Source organism: Gordonia jacobaea, from assembly GCF_001186365.1.
In the GTDB taxonomy this organism is placed as follows: Bacteria; Actinomycetota; Actinomycetes; order Mycobacteriales; family Mycobacteriaceae; genus Gordonia; species Gordonia jacobaea.
This window is the reverse complement of the sequence record NZ_LDTZ01000013.1, coordinates 87,096-109,481: the sequence shown is the minus strand read 5'-3', so window position 1 is coordinate 109,481 and position 22,386 is coordinate 87,096. Positions and strand designations below refer to the sequence as shown.

Sequence of the window (22,386 nt, the reverse complement as noted above, 5' to 3'; positions counted from 1 at the left end):
GCGGCTAACCGCTCGTCTCCTCGGCAGCGAGCTGGCCGCATGCCGCGGCGATCTCCTGCCCGCGCGTGTCGCGGACGGTGCACGACACCCCCTGCGCGCGCACGCGACGAACGAACTCGCGCTCGACGTCCTTCGGGCTCGCATCCCACTGCGAGCCGGGCGTCGGGTTGAGCGGAATCAGGTTCACGTGCACCAAGGACCCGAGTGCCTTGTGTAGCTTGCTGCCCAACATGTCGGCCCGCCACGGCTGATCGTTCACGTCGCGGATCAAGGCGTACTCGATCGAGACCCGACGCCCCGTGGTGTCGGCGTAATACCGCGCGGCGTCGAGAACTTCCTGCACCGACCAGCGGTTGTTGACGGGCACCAACGTGTCGCGCAGTTCGTCATCGGGAGTGTGCAAAGACACAGCCAGTGTCACCGAGAGACCCTCGTCGGCGAGGCGTCTGATCGCAGGCGCCAGACCGACGGTCGACACGGTCACCGAGCGAGCCGAGATTCCCAGCCCCTCCGGACTCGGCGACGTGATCTGCTTGACCGCGGAGACGACGCGCTTGTAGTTGGCCAGCGGCTCCCCCATGCCCATGAAGACCACGTTCGAGAGCCTGCCGGCATCGCCGAACTCGCCGTCGCGCAACGCTCGCGCTGCGACACGCACCTGATCGACGATCTCACCGGTCGACAGGTTACGGTCGAGTCCGCCCTGCCCGGTCGCACAGAACGGGCAGGCCATTCCGCATCCCGCCTGACTGGAGATGCACAGCGTGTTGCGATCGCTGTAGCGCATCAAAACGCTCTCGAGCAGGGTGCCGTCGTGCAGGCGCCAAAGGGTTTTGCGTGTGCTGCCGTCGTCGCAGGCGATATGGCGGACGGGTGTGAGCAGCTGCGGGAACAGTGCCTCCGCGACCGCGGGACGTGCCGACGCCGGGAGGTCTGTCATCTCCTCGACGTCGCCGTTGAGACGTGAGTAGTACTGCCGCGCCAACTGGTCTGCGCGGAATTTCGGCAGGCCGAGATCGGTGATGACCGCGCGCCGACCGTCGACATCGAGATCAGCGAAGTGCGTCGGCGGCAGTCCCTTCTTGGGCGCGGTGAACACGAGCGGCAATGACGTCATGAATCCATTGTCGCATGTCATCATGGGTGTATGAACCACGGTGACAAGCGCAGGGCCAACCACGACGTGACCGAACCCGACGTGACGCCCACCGTCGACCCCACCGAACATCAGGCACTGCTCGCCGAACGGCAGGAGTTGCGCACCAAGATCGAGAAGGTCGAGCACACGCGCGCTCGCGCAGCGTTCACGGGCCTGGTCGTCGGGGCGATCATCACGATCCTGCTGCTGGTATTCATCCTCCAGAACCTCGACTCGCAGCGGATCGACGTTCTGTTCTGGGAGGTCAACCTGCCCGTTGGGGTCAGCTTGCTGATCGCCGCGATCGCGGGAGCGTTGATTGTCGCGATGGCGGGAGGCGCACGCGTGTTCCAGCTCAACCGTGCATTGAAGAAGGCCAAGAGTGCGACGGAGCCGCCACCGGAGTAGTGCCCCTCACGCACCCACCGATCGCGGTGCGACGTCGCCGTCGAGGTGCCTGACGATCCGATGAATCGACGCGTCGCGTGTGAGCTTCTCGTCGAGCAGCGGATTGATGAGTCCTCGAAGCGCCGAGTACACCGACCATTGCCGGGGCGCGATAACCTGTCCCCTCCTGGACGCGATTGCGTCGACCAGGACTCTGGCGGCGTCGTCTGCGGTGATCCGACGGTTCAGCGGCCACGGCAGTTGCCCGCCGATCTCGCGCCCGATCGGGTCGTCGTCGAGCGTCGCCCGCGTCATGTCCGTCTCCACGATGCCGAAGTACGCGATGCCCGCAGAGGCGCCGTACGCCGACAGTTCGATGCGCAACGCTCGCCCGAGTTGTTCCACCCCCGATTTGGTGATCATGTACGCCGAACCTCCCATCCCGGGAGCGAACGCAGCGCACGAGGCAACCAACTGCATGTGCCCACGCGCGGCGATCACCGGCTCCATACACGCGCGCACGGTGTTGAACACGCCGCGCAGGTTGACGTCGATGACGCGGTCGAAGGCCACCGGATCAACGCCGCGCAGCGTTGCCGTCGGTGGCGTGATGCCCGCGTTGGCGACAACGTGATCGAGATGGTCGAACCTGCCGATCGCCTTGTCGACGGCGGCGGCCATCGAATCCAGTTCGCGCACATCAGCTTCCACCGTGAGGATGGCGTCGTCGGCGAAATCGGCACTGGCGGATTCCAGTGCGGCAGCGTCGACGTCGGTCAGCACCACGTGTGCACCAGAGTCGACGAGGAGGCGCGCGGTGCGCAGCCCGATCCCCTGTGCCGCCCCGGTGACGAGAACCACCGACCCGCGAATGTCCGTCCTGCTCATCCGACCACTACCTCCTGCGTCGTCGTCGACGCCGCGGGTCGAGTCGGAATGCCCGTTCGGACGTCGAAGTCATCCCAGTTCACGTGTTTCATCGCGCGCCTGAAGGTGAAGACGTACCCCGGCCAGAAGGTGAAGTTTCGTCCAGACGGACTGAGGTAATAGCTCGAGCAGCCACCGGTGTTCCACACGGAGTCCTCGAGGCCTTTATCGACCTCGTCCACGAACCGATCCTGCGCCGACTGCGTGACATCAAAACTGCGGATTCGCCTGCGGCGCATGGCCTTCAGCGCATCGACCAGGTAGTCGACCTGCGCCTCGATGGTGACCACCTGCGAGGTGTAGACCACCGAGTTGGGTCCGAGGATCATGAAGAAGTTCGGAAACCCCGCGACGCTCGTTCCCATGTAGGCCTTCATCTCGCCGTTGCCCCACACCTGCGAGAGGCTGCGGCCGTCGACACCGTGAATGCGCGAGAAGCCCTCTCCCGCCGCGAGTTTGAAGCCGGTACCGAGGAGGATTGTGTCGACCTCGTGGACGCGACCGTCGGCGGTCTCGATCCCTGCCGGCCGCACACCGACTATCGGATCGGAGACCACCGAGGCATTCGGTGCTGCCAGCGCGGGGTAGTACCTGTTGGAGAAGGTCGGCCGCTTGCACCCGAAGGAATACGTCGGCGTCAGGGCTGCCCGGAGCTTGTCGTCTGCCACCTGCCGGCGGAGATGCCACCGGCCGAGTGCCGCAGCAGGTTTCAGCAATGAGGGATGGCTCACCAATCCGGGAACCATCATCTCCTGCACGATTGAACAGACTCCGCGCAGCGCACGCTGGGTGACGGGCACCCGAGCAAACATCGACCGCACGCGCTGCGGGATCGGCCGGTCAGGATGCGGCAGAATCCAGGTGGGCGTGCGCTGGAAGAGGGTCAGATGAGCCACCCGCGGCTGCAGCTGGGGAACGAATTGCACTGCGGACGCGCCTGTTCCGATGACGGCAACCCGCTTACCTTCGGGGGACCACGCGTGATCCCACTGCGCCGAGTGGAAGACATCGCCGTCGAAGTCGTCGAGTCCGGGAATGTCGGGTCGGGACGGCTCGCTGAACGGCCCCGTCGCGCCGACGAGAACATCGGCGGTGAATGCCGATCCGTTGACCGTCAGACGCCAGACCTGAGCGAGGTCATCCCACGACGCATCGCTGACGTCATGGCCGCACCGGACGTGAGGGGTAACCCCGAAATCGTCAGCGCACCGGGCGATGTACGCCTGGATCTCACGCTGCAGTGGGTACAGGCGTGTCCAGTCCGGATTCGGGGCGAACGAGAACGAGTACAGCGCCGACGGGATGTCGCACTGCGCACCGGGGTACGTGTTGACCTCCCACGTTCCGCCGACATCTGCGGCGCGCTCGAACACCACGAGGTCGTCGAATCCGTTCTGCAAGCAGCGAATCGCGGCGCCGATGCCACCGAACCCCGCGCCGATGATCGCCACGTGAAAGTGTCGTCGGGCCGGGTCGTGGAGGGTTGGGTCGTGCTGTTGGGCTGGGTCTTGTCGAGCTGAAGAGTGCACTACGGTTCCTCCTAGAGGTCGACGACAACGTGGTCGTCTGCTGCGCGCGAGACGCAGATCATCATCGAATCGTCACGTTCGTCACCGATCAGCACGCGGTCGTGGTGCTCGACGGCTCCGGCGAGCACGCGCACCCGACACGCCCCGCAGAAGCCCTGCTGGCACGAGTAGCGCACGTCGGGTCGCACACGGCGGATCGCCGCGAGGGCGCTCTCGTCTGAAGCGACGTCGACCGAACCCCCTGACGCGAAGTCGATACGGAACGGCTCGCCGTCGACAACCGGTGGTGGACTGAATCTTTCGCTGTGTAATTCGCGGCGGGGAGCTCGCTCCATGACGAGTTGTCGTGCCGCGGCGAGCATGCTCGACGGTCCGCAGAGGTAGATCGGCCCGGCCTCCCTGTCGCTGCCGATACCGATACCGAGGACGTCGGCGATGTCGGGAGGGCCGTCGACGTCGTCGGTATGGACGCGTACCCGGTCGCCGTCGAGTGCGAGCAGCTCGTCGAGAAACGGCATCGTCGCCCGTGATCGGCCGGTGTAGACGAGTCGCCAGTCGAGACCGCGCGCATGTGCCTCGCGCACCATCGGCAGGATCGGGGTGATGCCGATCCCGCCGGCAACGAAGAGACACCGTGTTGTGGCGGCGAAGTTGAAGGCGTTGCGCGGTCCCCGAATCCGCAACTGATCACCAGCTCGCAGCAGGTGCATCTCCGCAGAGCCGAGCCCGCCGGGTATGCGCCGCACCGCGATTCGATAGGTGGTGGTGTCGGCGGGATCGCCGGTGAGCGAGTAGTGGCGTTGACGGTCGGTCGAGGTGAACACGTCGATGTGGGCGCCGGGACTCCAGGCGGGCAAAGCCGAGCGGTCAGGTCGGGCGAGGGTGATCAGGCGCACCCCGTCGACGGCCTCGACACTCTCGACCACGTCGAGTCGCATGTCGAATCCGACGCGACGCACCGGGTTCGGCCGCGAAAGGCGTTCGGCGAACCGCGCCTGCGCGAAGACGCGCGAATAGCCCCGCGCCAACCGGTGGATCTCACGCAGGACCGGCGTCGGATTGTCGACGTCGGTCGTGGGCGACGGAAGGTAGTTCATTGCTCTGCCGCTCGCGCCGCGGGCGAGATCGCAAGATAGCGAACGGCTTTGTCGATGTCTCCCATGGTCGACGGGTGGAATCCCGGGCGGAGGTACAGGTAGATCTGCTCGAACAGGAACGAGACTCCGGGAATCATGTGCCTGCGTGCCGCTCGTGCGAACGCCACGGGCCACGGGCGGCGTCGAGCGATGGTTGCGTCATTGCGGTAGAGGTACGCGGCTGTCGAAAACCACAGTGCGGCAAGTCCTGTCGACGCGATGAGTGCAGTCCGAGCACGACGGAAGTAGCCCCCGTCGACGTACTGGAATGCATCGAATGCGACGTTTCGATGTTCGAGTTCTTCAGCACCGTGCCATCGGAGCAGGTCAAGCATCGTCGGGTCGACGCCGATGTCGTCGAAAGCCGTGTTGTCGAGCAGCCACTCACCCACCACCGCTGTGAAATGCTCTGCAGCCGCGTAGATTCCGAGGCGCTCCGACAACCACGCCCTGCTGGCACGGCCGTCGGTGATGCCGTGGTCGCCGAAGATCTTCTCGACGGCGAACTCGATGCGCGCCATCACCGGACCGATCTCGACCCCGTTGGCGATCAGGTACTTTCGGAATCCCTCGTGCGACGACGCGTGCGTGGCCTCCTGGCCGACGAATCCGACGACCTCCTCCCGCAATCGTGGGTCGTCGATGAATGCGAGCGCCTGCGCGAAGACATCAGCCATGGCTCGTTCACCCTCGGGCAAGACGAGGTGCATGACATTCCAGAAGTGCGTCGCGTACGGCTCGCCGGGGATGTACTCCAGCGGCACGCCGCTCCAGTCGAATCGAACCGGACGAGCATTGATCGCCAACGCTTCCTGCTCGTACTCGCGTGTGCGCGCCCGGTGTGCCTGTGGCTGTGCTTGCGTCACGGACCCTCCTCCTCGTGCCAACTCGGGGCGACGCCTGCGTGAGTCGCGTCACCTTCCTGACGCGAACAGTGAAACATAGATTGACTCAGTGTTTCAATAGCTCGGTCGTTTAGGCTGACACCATGTCCGTGCCCGGTTTGTTCACCACGGGGGCGGGCGTCGACACCGCATCCGACCCGATTCTCGACGCCGCCCTCGACGTCTTCGCCGACATCGGAATCCGTCGTGCGACGGTCGACGACATCGCGAAGCGAGCGGGCGTCGGACGTGTCACCGTGTACCGCCGCATCGGCGGGCGCAACGAGGTCTTGACCGCGGTTCTCATCCGCGAGGCATCGCGACTGTTCGCCGACGTACGCGCGGCGGCCGACGCCGCGGAGACCTATGCCGACAGGGTGGTGACCGCATTCGCCACGACGGTGACGACGGTGCGCGGCAACCCGGTGTGGAACCGACTCATCGAACTCGAGCCCGCGTCGGTGCTGGAGCAGTTGACGCTCAACGGATCGTTCATCCTGGCCGCCGCCGTCGAGGCAACCGCCGACATCTTGCGCACCCCCGATGTCGCACTCGACGACGACGAATTGGCATCGCGCGCCGAAATTCTGGTGCGCATCACGCACTCCATCCTGCTGACGCCCGAGGTGCGTGTACCGCTGACGAACTACGCCGACGTCGAGAAGTTCGCACGCGACCACCTACTCGCGATCGCCGGCCCGGGCTGAAAGGCCCCCAGGGACCACCGAAACGACGTTGCGGCAGAGGCGGTCAGAGCAGTGCGGTGAGTACGCACCACACGATGAATGCCGACGGAAGCAGCGAGTCGAGACGATCCATGATCCCGCCGTGTCCCGGCAACAGCGTGCCCATGTCCTTGATGCCCAGGTCCCGTTTGATCTGGGACTCGACGAGGTCGCCGAGTGTCGCGCAGACGACAAGAACAGGTCCGAGGATCATTCCGATCCACCACTGGCTGTCGAGTAGCAAGACCACGCAGCCGATCGCGCCCGCCGTGCCGACCACGAGCGAGCCGGCGAGGCCCTCCCACGATTTCTTCGGGCTGATTGCCGGTGCCATCGGGTGCTTGCCGAAGAGCACTCCGGCCGCGTAACCGCCGACGTCGGAGCAGACGACGACAACCATCAGGGTGGCGACGCGAGCGGCGCCGTGGTCTTGGACGACCATCATCGCGCCGAACGAGGCCAGCAGCGGCAACCACGCCAGCACGAGCACGCTCGCAGACAGATTCTTCAGATAGTTCACCGGCGCGTGAGTGATCCCCTGCGCCAACAACATCCACACCATCATCACCAGGAGCGTGCCCACAAACGCGACCAGGACGCCGGTCGTCCCCCATGGCCAACTCGACCAGATGATCGCCTGCCCGCCGACGAGTAGCGGCGGCAACGCAACGTCGTACCCGCCGTCGCGTAGGCGTTTGCTCACCTCCCACGTCGCGATCGCGAATGCCACCGCCACGACGACGTACCAGAGTTTCGGCGCGAACAGCAGGATCAGGATGATCCCGATACCCAACGAGAAGCCGACCCCCAGGGCTGCCGGGAGATCACGCCCCGCGCGCGACTTCTTCGGCTCCGCCTCTGCAGAACTCGTCGGCTCCGCTGCGCTGGTACTGCCGTCGTCGCGATTCGTCGCTGAATCGTCGGACATGGGATGCGTCGGCTCCTCGGTCACACCTCGAGCAATTCGGATTCCTTGTGCTTGACCAGCTCGTCAACCTGGTGCACATAGCCTGCGGTCGTCTTGTCGAGCTCCTTCTCGGCGCGCGACACCTCGTCCTCGCCCGCCTCGCCGTCCTTCTGGATGCGCTTGAGTTCGTCGACGGTCTTGCGGCGGATGTTGCGGATCGCGACCTTGGCGTCCTCACCCTTGCCCTTCGCCTGCTTCACGAGTTCCTTGCGGCGATCCTCGGTCAGCTGCGGGATGGCGACGCGAATCAGGTTTCCGTCGTTGGTCGGGTTCACGCCGAGGTCGGAATTGCGGATCGCGGTCTCGATGTCGCGCAGACTCGACGGCTCGTAGGGCTTGATGACGACCAGTCGGGCTTCGGGAGTCGTGATCGATGCGACCTGGGTGACGGGGGTCAGAGCGCCGTAGTACTCGATGTGGATCTTGTTGAACATCGAGGGATTCGCGCGACCGGTCCGGATGGACCCCATGTCCTCGCGCGCCACGCCGACCGCCTTCTCCATCTTCTCCTCGGCGTCGAACAATGCGTCGTCAATCATGTCGGTTCCTGGTCCTCGTCGTTGTTGCCGGTTCTCGTCAGTGCCTGGCTGGCCGCGTCGGGGGTTTGCCCGTGGGTCGGCTTACGTGCTGACCAGTGTGCCAATACGCTCGCCGGCAACCGCCCGCGCGATGTTGCCCTTCTCCAAGAGATTGAACACGAGCATCGGCATCTTGTTGTCCATACAGAGACTGAAAGCAGTCGCGTCGGCGACCTTGAGCTCCTTGTCGAGCACCTCGCGGTGGGTGACCTCGCGATACAGCGTCGCATCCGGGTTGGTGCGCGGGTCATCGCTGTAGACGCCGTCGACGGCCTTCGCCATGAGGACGACCTCTGCCTTGATCTCCAGCGCCCGCTGAGCCGCGGTCGTGTCAGTCGAGAAGTACGGCATGCCCATGCCTGCCCCGAAGATCACGACCCGACCCTTCTCGAGGTGTCGTTGCGCACGCAGCGGAAGGTAGGGCTCGGCGACCTGGCCCATCGTGATGGCCGTCTGCACGCGGGTGCTGATCCCCCGCTTTTCCAGGAAGTCCTGCAGGGCGAGACAGTTCATCACCGTGCCCAACATGCCCATGTAGTCGGATCGGGCGCGGTCGAGGCCGCGCTGCTGGAGTTCGGCACCTCGGAAGAAATTGCCGCCACCAATGACCACTGCGACCTGAACGCCCGAATTGACCACCTCGGCGATCTGATCTGCGACTGTGCTCAGAACGTCAGGATCGAGACCGACCTGACCACCCCCGAACATCTCGCCGCCGAGCTTCAGCAATACGCGGTGGTAGCCGGGGCGTGCAGATTCCGGGGACTCGGGGGTTTCGCTCATCAACATCCTCAACTCGTCGGTTCGCCTCGTTCATCTTATGGGGACGTCGCCGTCCTCGTGATCGCGGTCGCCGATCGAGACCCGTTCGTGCGCGGCTCGAGCCCGCCGGACGCGGGCACAGCGGGGCATCAGGCAGTGACGTGAAGGTGAACGAGCAGCTCAGCGACGATGAACAGCGGCGAACAGGCTCCGCAGCGCAGGTCTGTCGTCGAGAACCGGATACGAACGACGCGGACTGTGTACGCCATCGCCCTCCATCACGAACGCGACGAGAGGACTCCCGGAATCACCGATTCCCACTCGAGACAGGAAAGTGGCGACGATCTGGCGCGACATCGGCCCCAGTTCGTGGAGAGGACGATTGCGATGTATCCGCAGGCCGAGGTTGACCTGACCGATGGCATCGATGCCATGACGGGCGAGGGTGTCGAGCACGATTCCGATCTCGACGCCGTAACCGGGAGCGAACGGAATGGACGTCAGCAGCTCTCGAGTTGCTGCGTACTCGCCCGCGAGGGGCTGTATCAACCCGCACAGCGGCGGACACAGTGCCGCGATCAGCGGTCGCACGGTGAGTTCGGTCACCCGTCCTCCGCCCGAAGGATCGACCCCGTCGACACCCATGAGCGGTCGCCGGTAGTAGCCCTTCACCAGGTGAAGGTCGGGCGTGGTGAGGAGCGGGCCGACCAGCCTGGGCACATACGTCGGGTCCGGGTCGACCAGGTCGCTGTCGACGAACACGACGATGTCGCCGGTCGTCGTCGCCAGCGATCGCCACAGCACCTCGCCCTTGCCGTCGACGACCGGGATGCCCTCGAGTGCGGACTCCCGCGTTTCCACCCTGGCTCCCGCCGCCCGCGCGACCTCGATGGTCGCGTCGGTGGACCCGGAGTCGACCACGACGAGCTCATCGACCAACGTGCCTACCAGCGGCAGTATGGCATCGACGACGCTGCCGACCGTCCGCTCTTCGTTGAGTGCGGGCAGCACGACGGAGATCGTCCGCCCTGCTTTCGCATCGACGAGTTCGTCGACCGAGAAGTCCGGGCGCTCCCACGTGTTGGACTCCAGCCAGGTGGCCGCACCTTCCGACGTCGAGATCGTCATCGACGGCTGGGAGTCGGAACCCGACGCCCCGTTGACCGACCGCTGCCCGCTCATCGCTTCAGCGCCGCCCTGAACTGCGGCCATGCCCGGTGCAGTTCGTCCTGCCAGTACGGCCAGGCGTGCGTGCCGCCCTCATAGAAGTGGAATGTCGCGGGCACGCCGACCTCGCGCATCCGACGCGCCAGGTTGCGCGAGCACTGATCGGTTGCCGTCTCGATGACCGCGCCGACCGCGAGTTGCTCGGCGAGCTTCTGCCCGTTGCCATCGATACCGGGACCGTTGATCGTGTCGTAACGACCGGGAACTCCGGAGCCGTTGGAGACGTAGACAGACTTGCCTCGGAACTGCTCGACGTGCAGGTAGGGATCGTTGTCGCGCCACGCCGGAGCCGACGGCGGCCCCCACATGTTCACGGTGTTGCCGCCACCGCGGCCTTCGACGACCAACCGCACCGCCGCCTGGCCAGCCGGATCGCTGGTCTGGGCGCAGCCGCTGAACGACCCGAGTGCGCGGTACAGCGTCGGCGCGTGCAAGGACAACTGGAACACCGACGTTCCCGCCATGGAGATTCCGGCGATGGCGTTACGACCGTTGCCGTCGAATCGCTTGTCGACGACCGAGGGAAGCTCCGCGGTGAGGAAGGTGGCCCACTTCTGCACACCGAGCTTGGGGTCGGTGCGCTGCCAATCGGTGAAGTAGCTCGCTGCACCACCCATCGGCACGACCACATTCACGTCCTCGTTCGCAAAAAATGTTCGGATGTCGGTCTGGTCGAACCAACTGCTCCCGTCGTCGCCACCCGCGGCGCCATTGAGGAGATAGAGCGTAGGAGCCGACGAACCGCTGCGAGCGGGAATCACTTTCACCGGCACCGACCGACGCATCGCCGGCGAAGCCACCTCTATGTCGATCTCGGTGGGCGCGACGACATTCTCCGACACGATGCGCGCACCGCCCGGTTCGGCGATCGCCACCGGAGCTCCGACGACGCCACCACCGAGCGCACAAGCCGCGGCTGCGATCACGACGACGCACGTGCGCCACGATCGCGCGCCGAGTGCCCTGTCACGACATGCTCCCGCGTCGGACTTCGAACCTGCTGACTTCACTCGCTTCTCCCCACATCCACCGTCTGGCCAGATTCGATGTCCGTCGCTGGCCGACGCCACGCTCCACGTCTGACTTTCCACGTCGCCTGGCGCGTGACAACCCCGCCTTCGCCGTCCGGACATCTGCGATCACGAAAAAGCAGCGAAGGAGCCCCGATTCGGCAGTGTGCCGTACGCGATATCCGGTTGTCCACCTGTTGAAGAAAGACACAAGAAGCTGGTCTATCGACCCAATACCCACGGTCGCGAAACAGCCGCATTGGTCGTTTGACCCAGTTCAGTTCTCTTGGCGACCAACGGTTTTCACACTTCAATCGCGAGTCCCAACAATTGCGGCAATTCACTTGTTACGGTACCGTCGGTTCGATATTGCGTGACGTGACAATTTCCGTCGTGAGATGAAGGGAAGTCGGGGCCCCTACTCATCCATCACCAAAGTGAATTGAGGTTTTATCGATGGTCAAGTTCGGCCTGATCGACGAATGGCAGCCACGCGCGGGCGCGGTGACGAGTTGGACACTCTCCCCCGAGGCGGTCGCCGCGGGATCCAAGGCGCCGGTACATCCGGTACCCGCGTCACACCAGCAAGAGGAATACCTCAACGCCGCGCTGCGCAACGAGTCGGCCGGATTCCGATTCTCCCGACTTTGCTTGGAAGCCTTCGATTTTCAGACACCGCTCGATCGCGGCGCACTCGAGCGCGCGGTCACCACGTTCCTGCGCAGGCACGACACCTACCTCTCCTGGTTCTCGGCGGAGAAAGACGGATCGATCGCCCGGCACGTCGTCGAGCCCGAGATCGTCGAACTGTCGGCCACCGACCACGGCACCATCGGGACGGCAGAAGAGATCCGGACCCTCATTTCGGACATCACACCCGGACCATTTCACTGGAACTGTTTCACATTTGGAACAATCGAATGGGATGGCGGTTTCACCCTGTATGCGGCCGTCGACCATCTCAATACCGACGGTATTTCACAGGCGCTCACGTGCGTCGAGCTGATCACGCTGTATTCCAACGAGGCATTCGGACTCAAGAACCCACTTCCTGAAATAGGAAGCTACCTGCGTTATTGCGAGCATGAGCGCAGCGTGTCCCGGGACCTGACCACCGACTCACCCGAGGTGCGCCGGTGGGTCGAGTTGATCCAAAACAATGGTGGCGAGCTACCGCATTTCCCGCTGCCTCTCGGTACCGAGTCCGAAGGCTACACACGCAGCGGGCACGTGACGGAGAACGTGTTCGACGAGTCCGCCGCACAGCGATTCGAGAAGATCTGCAAGGAGAACGGCGCCAACATGACCGCGGGACTCCTCGCGGTGGCCGCCATCGCCTACTGCGAATTCACCGGTGCCGCAGAGTATCTCGCGATGACACCGAAGAGCACTCGCGCAGTCGGCGCCGAGCTGAACTCAGTCGGTTGGTTCACCAGCCTCATTCCCGTGCCGATCGCGGTCACGCCCGGTGCGAATTTCACCGACGTCGCCGCCCTGGCAGGACAGAGCTATACGGCCGGCAAGGATCTGACCGACGTGTCGCTGCATCGCGTGGCACAGTTGGTCTCCGACGACGACGCCGTCGACATCCCCGTGGGATGGACGGTGCCGATGTTCTCCTACATCGACGTCCGCAAACTACCCGGAGTCGACCTCTTCGATGCCATCAACGGCTGTCTCTACGGCAATCGCGGCAGTAGCGAAGAGGTGTTCATGTGGGTCAACAGGTTCAACGACCAGACGTCGATGACCTTCTTGTTCCCCGACACCGCGGAGGGCCGTGACTCGCTCGCGCTCTACACCGAGAAGGTCAAGAAGATCATGCGGGCAGTGGCCGACCAGGGCGACTACCAGCCCGAGCTACCCGCCGCGAACTGACCGGTCGTAGCCGGATGGCTGCCAACACCACCCCGGTGGTGTCGTCGAGTACGGCACCCGACACCCCGACACGTGCCGCATGGCTGGCGCTGGCGGGGTGTCTGCTCGGCGTGTTCATGCAGATGTTGGACACGACGATCGTCAACATCGCGCTTCCCGACCTCACAGTCGACCTCGGCGCGGCGACGTCGGAGCAGTTGTTCGTCCTGAGCGTCTACACGCTGGCCTTCGCCTGCACACTGCTGACTGCCGCGACACTCGGTGGCCGGCTCGGGCGACGTCGGATGTTCATCTTCGCGATGGTCGCGTTCACGGTCACCTCGGTGCTGTGCGGGTTGGCTCGCAGTCCACTCGAGCTGATCATCTGTCGAGGCGCCCAGGGTATGAGTGCTGCGCTGATGTCGGCGCAGACCCTGGCGCTGATCGCGGCGCTGTTTCCCAAATCGCGCCACGGTGCCGTGTTCGGCATCTACGGCGCGGTCGCGGGGCTGGCCGCCATGTTGGGCCCGGTGCTCGGCGGACTACTGGTGACCGGCGACCTGTTCGGCTGGGGCTGGCGAGCGATCTTCTTCGTCAACGTCCCGATCGGACTCGTCGCATGCATCCTCGCGGGCCGTCGACTTCCACAGATGCGCGACGCCGATCCGCCGCGGCTCGATCTCGTGGGTGTGGCGCTGTCGACCGCGGGCCTCTTCCTGCTGCTCTACCCGTTGGCGGTGGGCCGCGAACAGAACTGGCCACCGCGCCTGTGGGCGATGATGGGGGCGGCCGTCGTCCTGCTGGGGTTGTTTATCGTCGTCGAACGACGCCTGCTGCGTAGTGGCGGCGCTCCCCTGCTTCGTCTGGACCTCTTCGCGTCTCGACGTTTCTCGGTGGGGCTGCTTCTGTCGCTGCTCTTCTTCAGCGTCTTCGCGGGATTCTTCTTCACGGTGTCGGTCGCGACTCAGTTCGGGCTCGGCTACTCGGCGCTGCGCACGGGCCTGCTTGCGCTGCCGTTCGCCATTGGGGCGGCCGCGGGTTCTATCGCTTCGCCGCTCTTGGTTCGTCGACTCGGTCCAGCACGCACACTGTGTATCGGTGTCCTGATCCTGTCGGCCGGACTTGCCTGGCTCGCAGCAGAATTGGAACCACAGTCCGCGTCGTTGTCGGTGGCGGCCGTCATCGCACCGCTCGTCGTCGGCGGTATCGGCACGGGATTCTTCATCGCACCACTGCAAACGGCAATTCTCTCCGACACGAACGAACAGAACATCGGTTCCGCGTCGGGCTGCGTACCGACGGTGCAACAGATCGGCGCGTCGATCGGACTGGCCGTGGTCACCATCTTCTTCTTCGGTCAGGTGTCGGCCCAGTCGGTCGAGGCGGTTCCCGCCGCGCGCGCTGAACTGTCGTCGGCACTCGAGAGCACTGACGTCGACCCGATGTTCCGCAGTGCGGTGGCCGACCGTTTCGCCGACTGCGCGTCGGCTCAACTGAGTTCGGCGCATCCCGAACGTCCCGCACCGGGTTGCTCGACGTCGGGATCTGCCCAGCAGGGCGTTGCTGCCACTGTCGCACGGCAGGCGGCGCCCGAACTCAAGATCGCGGGCAGGCACGTCGCGGCACAGAGTTTCATGGGCGCATTCCGAGCAACTCTCTGGGTCCTCGCGATCCTCGGCTGTGTCATCGCCGTGCTGTCGCTCGCGCTCGGGCGTCGCAGGGCCGGCTGACCACCCAGGGCCGATCGACAGACCGGACCAGGTCCCGAATCACCAACGCCCGCATCCGAATTCGGATGCGGGCGTTGGTGGTCGTGCCTGCGCCGGTAGTTGGCGCTAGTGCTTTAGGACTGGCCGACCTCGAAGCGCGTGAACGCCTTGACGGTGGCGCCCGACTCGTCGAGAACGTTCTTGACGGTCTTCTTGGAGTCCTTCACGAAGGGCTGGTCGATGAGGACCGAGTCCTTGAAGAATCCGGTCAGACGGCCTTCGACGATCTTCGGGAGAGCCTTCTCCGGCTTGCCTTCTGCCTTGGCGGTCTCCTCGGCGATGCGACGCTCGTTCTCGACGACGTCCGCAGGGACCTCGTCGCGGGTGGCGTAACGCGCCTTGAGAGCAGCAACCTGCTGTGCGGCATTGCGCGCAGCCTCGGCGGCGGCTTCGCCGTCACCGTCGTAGGACACGAGAACGCCGACAGCGGGAGGCAGATCGGACGCACGCTTGTGCAGGTACACGGCGACGGGTCCGTCGTAGTAGACGACGCGGCGCAGTTCGAGCTTCTCGCCGATCTTGGCCGAGAGCGCCTGCACGGCATCGGCAACGGTGCCGTCACCGAGCTTGGCTGCCTTGAGCTCCTCGATGTCGCTGGTCTTTGCGACCAGTGCGGAATCGAGAACCTGGTCGGCGAGCGCCTGGAACTCGGCGTTCTTCGCGACGAAGTCGGTCTCGGAGTTGAGCTCGATCATCGCGCCGCCCTTGGCGGCGACGAGGCCTTCGGCGGTGGAGCGCTCGGCGCGCTTGCCCACGTCCTTGGCACCCTTGATACGGAGCTCCTCGACAGCCTTGTCGAAGTCGCCGTCGTTGTTCTCGAGGGCCTTCTTGCAGTCCAACATGCCTGAACCGGTGAGCTCACGGAGACGCTTCACATCGGCTGCGGTGTAGTTCGCCATCGTTGGCGAGCCTCCTTCAAGTGGTTAAACGGTGCAGGTGCCCGCAGAATCCGGAGGGATCCTGCGAGCACCCGCCGGTGACTATCGGCTACGCGCGTCAGGCGGTAGCGGGCGGCTCCGTCGCGGCGGGAGCCTCGGCAGCAACCTCGGCCGCCGGTGCGGCAGCCTGGGTCAGCAGCTCCTGCTCCCACTCGGCGAGGGGCTCGCCTGCGGCGGCGTCGGGCTTGGCGTCCGAGGAAGCCTGGCCAGCACGAGCCTGAACACCCTCGGCGACGGCCGAGGCCACGACGCGGGTGAGCAGAGCAGCACTGCGGATCGCGTCGTCGTTACCCGGGATCGGGTAGTCGACGAGGTCGGGATCGCAGTTGGTGTCGAGGATCGCGATGACCGGGATGTTGAGCTTGCGTGCCTCACCGACAGCAATGTGCTCCTTGTTGGTGTCCACCACCCAAATGGCAGAAGGCACCTTGGCCATATCCCGGATACCGCCGAGTGTCCGCTCGAGCTTGTTCTTCTCGCGGGTCAGCATCAGGATTTCTTTCTTGGTGCGACCCTCGAAACCGCCGGTCTGCTCCATGGTCTCGAGTTCCTTGAGACGCTGCAGACGCTTGTGAACGGTCTGGAAGTTGGTGAGCATGCCGCCGAGCCAGCGCTGGTTCACGTAGGGCATGCCGACGCGGGTGGCCTCAGCAGCGATCGACTCCTGAGCCTGCTTCTTGGTGCCGACGAACAGGATGGTGCCGCCGTGGGCGACGGTCTCCTTGACGAACTCGTAGGCCTTGTCGATGTAGGTCAGCGTCTGCTGCAAATCGATGATGTAGATGCCGTTGCGGTCGGTGAAGATGAAACGCTTCATCTTCGGGTTCCAACGGCGGGTCTGATGCCCGAAGTGTGCGCCGCTGTCAAGCAGCTGCTTCATGGTTACGACAGCCATGAGTCTTCTATCCTTTGTGTGCAGTTGACATCGCCATCGGGTGATGACGATCCTGGCGCCTGCGTCGCGCGGACCCGGGTGTCCGGGACCGCCCACGCGAGTTTGTCGGCTCTCACACGCGACCGTGGTTGCCGTGGTGCATTGCCTGATGCAGGCGCGCGAAGTCACCTCATCCGCAGATGAGATGCCCCTTCAGCTTACGCCGCCGCAGTTCAGAACCCAAAACGCCCCCTGCACAGCCCACCGCGGGAGAAATTCTCGCGCCGATGGACCTTTCCGCCTCGCGCGTGCGTCAGAGTCAGCATGGACACGCGCAGAGTCGACATGACCACCGACGTCACGCCGACCCACTACCACTCCGACGACCCACCGGAGCGTCTCCCGATTGTCCGACGACTGCTCGTCGTCCTCACCGACATCGCCCTGACCAGCGCACTCCTGATCGGCGTTCCGTCATTGGCCTCCGCCCGTCCGCCCACCTACACCGCCCCGCTCGTTCCCAAGCCAACAGTGGTCACCGGATTCGACGAGCCGGATCAGCGATGGCATGCAGGCCACCGCGGCGTCGACCTCGCCGTCGTCGACGGCGCGCAGGTTCTGGCGGCAGGCGACGGCGTGGTCCGGTTCGCGGGTGAGGTCGGCGGCAAGTCGACGGTGTCGATCCAGCATCCCGACGGCCTGATCACCACGTACGAGCCGGTCCGTCCGACGGTTCGGCGCGGAGATCGCGTGAGTCGCGGGACAGCTATCGGCACGGCTCTGGCCGGACATCCCGGATGTCCGGCGACCGCCTGCCTGCACTGGGGCGCACGACGCGGCGCGGGGCGGACCGCCGACTACGTCGACCCGCTCGGACTACTCGGCGCCGTGAGGGTGCGCCTCAAACCGCTCGACGGCTGATGGGCAGGGCATTTCGGAGGACGCCTCCCGGATCACGCCCGTGGATGCGCCTGACGGTGGGCCGCACGCAGACGTTCGACGCTGACGTGCGTGTAGAGCTGCGTGGTCGCCAACGACGCGTGGCCGAGGAGTTCTTGGACCACACGGAGATCGGCGCCGCCTTCGAGGAGGTGGGTCGCGGCGGAATGTCGGAGACCGTGTGGTCCCATCGACGGTCCGCCCGCGGCCTCGACGGCTCGGTGCACGACGCTGCGAGCCATACGCTGATCGAGGCGTCCACCGCGCGCGCCGAGGAGCAGCGCTTCTCCTGACCGTGGCCCCACCAACGACGGTCGACCGTCGCGAAGCCAGCGGGCAACGGCTTTCGCCGCGGGCGCGCCGTAGGGCACCGTTCGCTCTTTGTTGCCCTTCCCGATCACGCGCACCACTCGACGGTGAGCGTCGATGTCCTCGATGTTCAGACCGCACAACTCGCCGACGCGAATCCCCGTGGCGTACAACAACTCCAGAATCGCGACGTCCCGAAGAGCGATGGGGTCGTCACTCTCACGGAGGTCGCCTCGAGCGTCGGGACCGCCCCCGCCGGCGTCACCCCCGCCGACATCGCCCCCGTCAGCATCGCCATCCGACACAGGGCTCGGGCGCCCTGCAGCGGCGATCGCGGCGACGGCCTCGTCGGGCGCGAGAATCGGCGGCAGTGTGCGATGAGCCTTGGGCGCCTGTAGCCGGGTGGACGGATCGTCGCCGAGGATCTGTTCCCTGAAGGCCCACGCGCAGAAGGTCTTTGCCGACGAGACCTGACGCGCGACGGTGGTGCGGGCCGCGCCGCGTCGAGTGTGTTCTGCCAGCCAGGACCGCAGCAGTGCCAGATCGATGTCGCCGACCCGAACTCCCCTGGCACCCGCGAACGCGATCAGGCCCCGCACATCCGACAGGTACGCGCGGATGGTGTGCTCACTGCGGCCGCGCTCGTGTCGCAGATGGTCGGCGAAGTCGTCGAGCACGGACATGGTCATCGATCGATGACAACGAACGACGCGCGTGTACGCAACCGCACACGCGCGTCGTTGTCAGATCGTCACTGGGTCAGATCGTCACGAGGTCAGGTTCTTCGACCCCGGACGTCAGCCGCCGGCACGCAGTCGAGAGAGCCTCCCGGCCACCCGACCGGCCGTCGCTCTTCAACCGGCGACGCCCGCGCCCTCCTCCTCGGCACGCAGATCGGACTTCCATTGCCGGAAGCCCTCTTCTGTGCGACCACGTCGCCAGTAGCCGGAGATCGACGCGCGTGCTGCGCTCACGCCGCGCTCCTTGCGCACATAGCCGCGCAGGTTGTGCATGACGGCCTGCGCCTCGCCGTGGATGAAAACGTGCGGTTCACCGTCGAGCCACTCGGTCTCGCGCACCGCGGCAATCAGCGGGGCGTTGTCGCCTGCGCGGTCATCGGGCACCTCGCCCGCGGGTCCGCCACGATGGACCCAGGTGATCTCCACGCCGGACGGCACGTCGAGCGCGACCTCGTCCTCGGGTCCGGCGACCTCGATGAACGCTTTCGCAATCGCACCTTCGGGCAACGACTCGATGGCCGCGGCCAGCGCGGGAAGTCCGGCTTCGTCCGCGGCCAGCAGATGCCATGCGGCGTCGTTGTCCGGCCGGTACCCGCTGCCCGGACCGAGGAAGTGCACGGCGGAACCGGGAGCAACCGTCGCGGCCCAGGGTCCGGCGATGCCCTCGTCACCGTGCACGACGAAGTCGATCGCGATCTCGCGCGCGTCCTCATCGACGGTGCGGACGGTGTAGGTGCGCAACACAGGCTGCTGTTCGGGCGGTAGCGACCGGGACGCCCTCGGATCGAAGTCGGCCGGGAAGTCGACACCGTCGGGCATGAAGATCAACTTCACGTACATGTCGGTGTCGCGTTCGTCCCGCGGCGGCAGTGCCGCGGCGAAATCGCCGAAGCCGTCACCGCCCAGATAGAGCCTCACCATGTGGGGTGTGATCTGCTCTCGCCGGAGCACCGTCATCGAATTCACGCGCTTTGCCATGAAACCTCCTAATGCGTTCCAGCCTACGCCACTCGAATTAGGGTTACCTAAATCGCGAGTCTCCATCCGGCGCCGTCGCCGGCGATTAGACCCGCGATCTCCAGCCCCGCGAGCGCAGCTCGCACGATACCGACGTCGAGGCCCGCGGCGAACGAGATCTCGGTGATCGTGGCACTCCCCTGGCCCGGAATCGCGTCGTGGACCCGCTTTTCGTCGTCGGTCAGCGTGTCGGTGGGGCGTTCGCGACCACGACCGGGGTCGCCGCCTCCGTCGGGTACTGCCAGTGTGATGACCGACGCCGCGTCGGTCACGAGTACGCCGAGCCCATCGGCGATCAGGCGATGGCAGCCCACCGACGTCGCCGAGGTGACGGGCCCCGGAACCGCGCCGACCGGGCGGTCTATCGCGCGTGCCCATGCCGCCGTGTTCGCAGCACCCGACCTTTTACCCGCCTCGACGACGACTGTTGCCGACGACAGCGCCGCGACCAACCGATTCCTGGTCAGGAACCGATGTCGTGCAGCCGTCGTGCCCGGCGCGTACTCCGAGACCACAGCTCCGCTACTCGCGACCTCGGCAAGCAGCCGAGCGTGTCCCGCCGGATAGTCACGGTCGATCCCGCACGCGAGCACCGCCACGGTGGTGCCCGCCGACGCGAGTGCCGCACGATGCGCGGCGCCGTCGACGCCATAGGCACCTCCCGAAACCACCGCCCACCCCTGCGCGCACAACTCGCTCGAGAGCTTCCCCGTGACGTGCTCCCCGTACGACGACGCTGCGCGCGATCCGACCAATGAGATCGAGGCGGCCGCGACGTCGTCGAGGCGCGCTGGGCCGCGCACCCACAGTGCGATCGGCTCGTCGCCGTGCGCATTCGGCTCGAGTCGCGTCAACGGGAGCAACGACCAGGCGGGCCATTCGGCGTCGTCGGATGTGATCAGGCGAGCATCAACCGCGTGCGCGGTGTCGAGATCCTCGGCGGGAGTGCAACTCTCGGCCCGAGCGCTCGTCGGACCGAGTACAGCCTCGTGACCGCTCGGCACCCGTCGACTACGGATAGCGTCGGCCGCGGCCACTGCTCCGAGGTCGTCGACGAGGCGTCGAATCGAAGCACACGGAGGTTCGGCCACAGCACTCAGATAGGCCCACGCGCGCAGCAGCTCATCGTTGTGGTGTGTATCGGCGTACGCAGTCATCGGAATCCCCCTCGGTCTCGGTACAGCAGTGCTTGCGCCACATCGGTTTCGGTCGGGACGTCGCCACCTCGCAGGTCGTTGAGTGTCCACGCGACTCGCAAGGCTCGATCGACGCCGCGCGTGGTCACGCGCCCCTCCCGAACGCACACGTCGACGGGGCGAAGCGCTTTGGGTGATAGCCGAAACTGTTGTCGCAGTGCCGAACCGGGCACCTCGGAGTTGGTTCGCCAGCCGTGCTCCCGCCATCGTTCGATCGCGGCGGAACGCGCAGTGGTCACCCTCGCCCGAATGTCGGCGCTCGACTCCTCCGCCGCCATCATCAGTGCGGCGTTTCCCGGCGGCTCCATCTGTACCCGCAGGTCGACACGGTCCATCAGCGGTCCCGACAGTTTTCCCAGGTAGCGCCGGCGGACGACCGCACTGCAGACACAGTCGACGTCGTGCACCGGTGCGCACGCGCACGGATTGGCGGCGAGGAGCAGTTGGAAGCGCGCCGGGTAGGTGGCCACCCCGTCGCGACGACTGATCCGCACCTCCCCTTCTTCGAGTGGTTGTCGCAGGGAGTCAAGCACTTTGGGCCCCATCTCAGCGCACTCGTCGAGGAACAGAATTCCCCGATGTGCCAGCGACACCGCGCCGGGCCGCGCGATACCGGTGCCGCCACCGATCAGCGCTGTCGTCGAGGTGCTGTGGTGCGGCGCGACGAACGGTGGTGAGGTGATCAACGGCTGGCCCGGGCGCAATCGGCCCGCGATCGAGTGAAGTGCGGTGACCTCGAGCGATTCTTCCTCCTCGAGCGGCGGGAGTATGCCGGGCAGCCGTCTCGCCAGCATCGTCTTCCCGATACCCGGCGGGCCGGTCATCATGACGTGATGCGCACCGGCAGCGGCGATTTCGAGTACGTGGCGCGCCTCGCTCTGACCGATCACATCGGCCATATCGGCGACCGGATCGGCGGGGACCGGCCTGATCTCACACACCGTGTCCAGCACGCACTCGCCGCGCAACCACGAGGACACCTCCGACAGCGAATGCGCACCGCCGACCTCGATATCGCGCACGAGCGTCGCCTCACCGACCGACTCGATCGGCACCACCGCACGAGCGAAACCCGCGTTGCGCGCCTCGATCACGGCCGGAAGCACGCCGCGCACCGGTCGGAGACGTCCATCGAGTGCGAGTTCGCCCAGGAAGATCGTCCCATCCAACTTCGCTGTGGGAACAGCGTCCGTCGCGGCGAGTATCGAAACAGCAAGCGCGAGATCGTGTCCCGACCCGCTCTTGGGCATCTGAGCAGGCGCCAGGTTGACCGTCACCTTCTTCTCGGGGAACTTCACCCCCGAATTCGAGATCGCGGCCCGCACTCGGTCGCGTGCCTCACGCAACGAGGAATCGACATTGCCCGACAACGAAAACCCCGGCAACCCCTGGCTCAGAGATGCCTGCACCTCGATCACGCCTGCCTCAAAGGCGTTCAGGCCAACCGAATGACAACGCCCCAACGACATCGCGCGTC

General features: G+C 65.6%; 21 protein-coding genes. 5 read left to right on the top strand and 16 right to left on the bottom strand.

From position 1 onward, the window contains the following. Positions 1-4 precede the first annotated feature (4 nt). The gene (rlmN, locus tag ABW18_RS00580) at positions 5-1,117 is read right to left on the bottom strand and encodes a dual-specificity RNA methyltransferase RlmN (RefSeq protein ID WP_049697460.1); all 1,113 of its coding nucleotides are present in this window, start codon (positions 1,115-1,117) and stop codon (positions 5-7) included. Positions 1,118-1,147: 30 nt separating this feature from the next. Between rlmN and ABW18_RS00575 the strand changes: the two genes are divergently transcribed. After that, entirely contained in the window at positions 1,148-1,546 is a 399-nt protein-coding gene (locus ABW18_RS00575) for a LapA family protein (RefSeq protein ID WP_049697092.1), read from the top strand. A gap of 6 nt (positions 1,547-1,552) precedes the next feature. Here ABW18_RS00575 and ABW18_RS00570 read toward each other — a convergent pair whose 3' ends face one another. The 4 genes from ABW18_RS00570 to ABW18_RS00555 form a co-directional block, all read right to left on the bottom strand. After that, complete coding sequence (locus ABW18_RS00570) at positions 1,553-2,413, bottom strand: SDR family oxidoreductase (RefSeq protein WP_049697091.1); 861 nt, start codon at positions 2,411-2,413, stop codon at positions 1,553-1,555. Beyond that, the gene (locus tag ABW18_RS00565; protein ID WP_049697090.1) at positions 2,410-3,903 is read right to left on the bottom strand and encodes a flavin-containing monooxygenase; all 1,494 of its coding nucleotides are present in this window, start codon (positions 3,901-3,903) and stop codon (positions 2,410-2,412) included. The genes ABW18_RS00570 and ABW18_RS00565 overlap by 4 nt, the downstream gene beginning before the upstream one ends. An 89-nt stretch (positions 3,904-3,992) precedes the next feature. Further along, on the bottom strand, positions 3,993-5,078 hold the full coding sequence (locus tag ABW18_RS00560) for a PDR/VanB family oxidoreductase (RefSeq protein WP_049697089.1): 1,086 nt from the start codon (positions 5,076-5,078) through the stop codon (positions 3,993-3,995). Beyond that, complete coding sequence (locus ABW18_RS00555; RefSeq protein ID WP_049697088.1) at positions 5,075-5,983, bottom strand: metal-dependent hydrolase; 909 nt, start codon at positions 5,981-5,983, stop codon at positions 5,075-5,077. Before ABW18_RS00555 ends, ABW18_RS00560 begins: the two co-directional genes overlap by 4 nt. Before the next feature lie 122 nt (positions 5,984-6,105). Between ABW18_RS00555 and ABW18_RS00550 the strand changes: the two genes are divergently transcribed. After that, positions 6,106-6,708, top strand: a complete 603-nt coding sequence (locus tag ABW18_RS00550; RefSeq protein WP_049697087.1) for a TetR/AcrR family transcriptional regulator — start codon at positions 6,106-6,108, stop codon at positions 6,706-6,708. Between the two features lie 43 nt (positions 6,709-6,751). Here the strand turns inward: ABW18_RS00550 and ABW18_RS00545 are convergent, their stop codons facing one another. The 5 genes from ABW18_RS00545 to ABW18_RS00525 form a co-directional block, all read right to left on the bottom strand. Then, positions 6,752-7,654, bottom strand: coding sequence for a phosphatidate cytidylyltransferase (locus ABW18_RS00545; protein ID WP_049697459.1), 903 nt, complete (start codon positions 7,652-7,654; stop codon positions 6,752-6,754). Between the two features lie 20 nt (positions 7,655-7,674). Continuing rightward, on the bottom strand, positions 7,675-8,232 hold the full coding sequence (gene frr, locus ABW18_RS00540; protein ID WP_005204967.1) for a ribosome recycling factor: 558 nt from the start codon (positions 8,230-8,232) through the stop codon (positions 7,675-7,677). Positions 8,233-8,313: 81 nt separating this feature from the next. After that, on the bottom strand, positions 8,314-9,054 hold the full coding sequence (gene pyrH, locus ABW18_RS00535; protein ID WP_049697458.1) for a UMP kinase: 741 nt from the start codon (positions 9,052-9,054) through the stop codon (positions 8,314-8,316). A gap of 159 nt (positions 9,055-9,213) precedes the next feature. Continuing rightward, entirely contained in the window at positions 9,214-10,161 is a 948-nt protein-coding gene (locus tag ABW18_RS00530) for a glucosyl-3-phosphoglycerate synthase (RefSeq protein WP_049697457.1), read from the bottom strand. Between the two features lie 50 nt (positions 10,162-10,211). After that, positions 10,212-11,270: an alpha/beta hydrolase gene (locus ABW18_RS00525; protein WP_049697086.1), complete on the bottom strand. Its 1,059-nt coding sequence runs from the start codon at positions 11,268-11,270 to the stop codon at positions 10,212-10,214. A 456-nt stretch (positions 11,271-11,726) separates the two neighbouring features. Between ABW18_RS00525 and ABW18_RS00520 the strand changes: the two genes are divergently transcribed. Together ABW18_RS00520 and ABW18_RS00515 are read left to right on the top strand one after the other, a co-directional pair. Next, positions 11,727-13,148, top strand: coding sequence for a condensation domain-containing protein (locus tag ABW18_RS00520; protein WP_049697085.1), 1,422 nt, complete (start codon positions 11,727-11,729; stop codon positions 13,146-13,148). Between the two features lie 14 nt (positions 13,149-13,162). Then, on the top strand, positions 13,163-14,857 hold the full coding sequence (locus ABW18_RS00515; protein ID WP_049697084.1) for a DHA2 family efflux MFS transporter permease subunit: 1,695 nt from the start codon (positions 13,163-13,165) through the stop codon (positions 14,855-14,857). Positions 14,858-14,970: 113 nt separating this feature from the next. Here the strand turns inward: ABW18_RS00515 and tsf are convergent, their stop codons facing one another. Together tsf and rpsB are read right to left on the bottom strand one after the other, a co-directional pair. Further along, on the bottom strand, positions 14,971-15,795 hold the full coding sequence (tsf, locus tag ABW18_RS00510) for a translation elongation factor Ts (protein WP_049697083.1): 825 nt from the start codon (positions 15,793-15,795) through the stop codon (positions 14,971-14,973). A 97-nt stretch (positions 15,796-15,892) separates the two neighbouring features. Further along, on the bottom strand, positions 15,893-16,729 hold the full coding sequence (rpsB, locus tag ABW18_RS00505) for a 30S ribosomal protein S2 (RefSeq protein ID WP_005204976.1): 837 nt from the start codon (positions 16,727-16,729) through the stop codon (positions 15,893-15,895). A 324-nt stretch (positions 16,730-17,053) separates the two neighbouring features. Between rpsB and ABW18_RS00500 the strand changes: the two genes are divergently transcribed. Continuing rightward, complete coding sequence (locus ABW18_RS00500; RefSeq protein WP_049697456.1) at positions 17,054-17,629, top strand: M23 family metallopeptidase; 576 nt, start codon at positions 17,054-17,056, stop codon at positions 17,627-17,629. 32 nt (positions 17,630-17,661) lie between these two features. On the opposite strand, the gene ABW18_RS00495 is transcribed toward ABW18_RS00500, so the two are convergent. The 4 genes from ABW18_RS00495 to ABW18_RS00480 all read right to left on the bottom strand — a co-directional run bounded on the left by ABW18_RS00495 (position 17,662) and on the right by ABW18_RS00480 (position 22,378). Next, positions 17,662-18,645 (bottom strand): tyrosine recombinase XerC, encoded by a 984-nt coding sequence (locus ABW18_RS00495; protein ID WP_049697082.1) that lies wholly within the window; start codon positions 18,643-18,645, stop codon positions 17,662-17,664. Positions 18,646-18,810: 165 nt separating this feature from the next. Further along, positions 18,811-19,674 (bottom strand): siderophore-interacting protein, encoded by an 864-nt coding sequence (locus tag ABW18_RS00490; protein WP_049697081.1) that lies wholly within the window; start codon positions 19,672-19,674, stop codon positions 18,811-18,813. Between the two features lie 47 nt (positions 19,675-19,721). After that, positions 19,722-20,870 (bottom strand): DNA-processing protein DprA, encoded by a 1,149-nt coding sequence (gene dprA, locus ABW18_RS00485; protein WP_049697080.1) that lies wholly within the window; start codon positions 20,868-20,870, stop codon positions 19,722-19,724. Continuing rightward, positions 20,867-22,378, bottom strand: a complete 1,512-nt coding sequence (locus ABW18_RS00480; RefSeq protein ID WP_049697079.1) for a YifB family Mg chelatase-like AAA ATPase — start codon at positions 22,376-22,378, stop codon at positions 20,867-20,869. Before ABW18_RS00480 ends, dprA begins: the two co-directional genes overlap by 4 nt. Positions 22,379-22,386 lie beyond the last annotated feature (8 nt).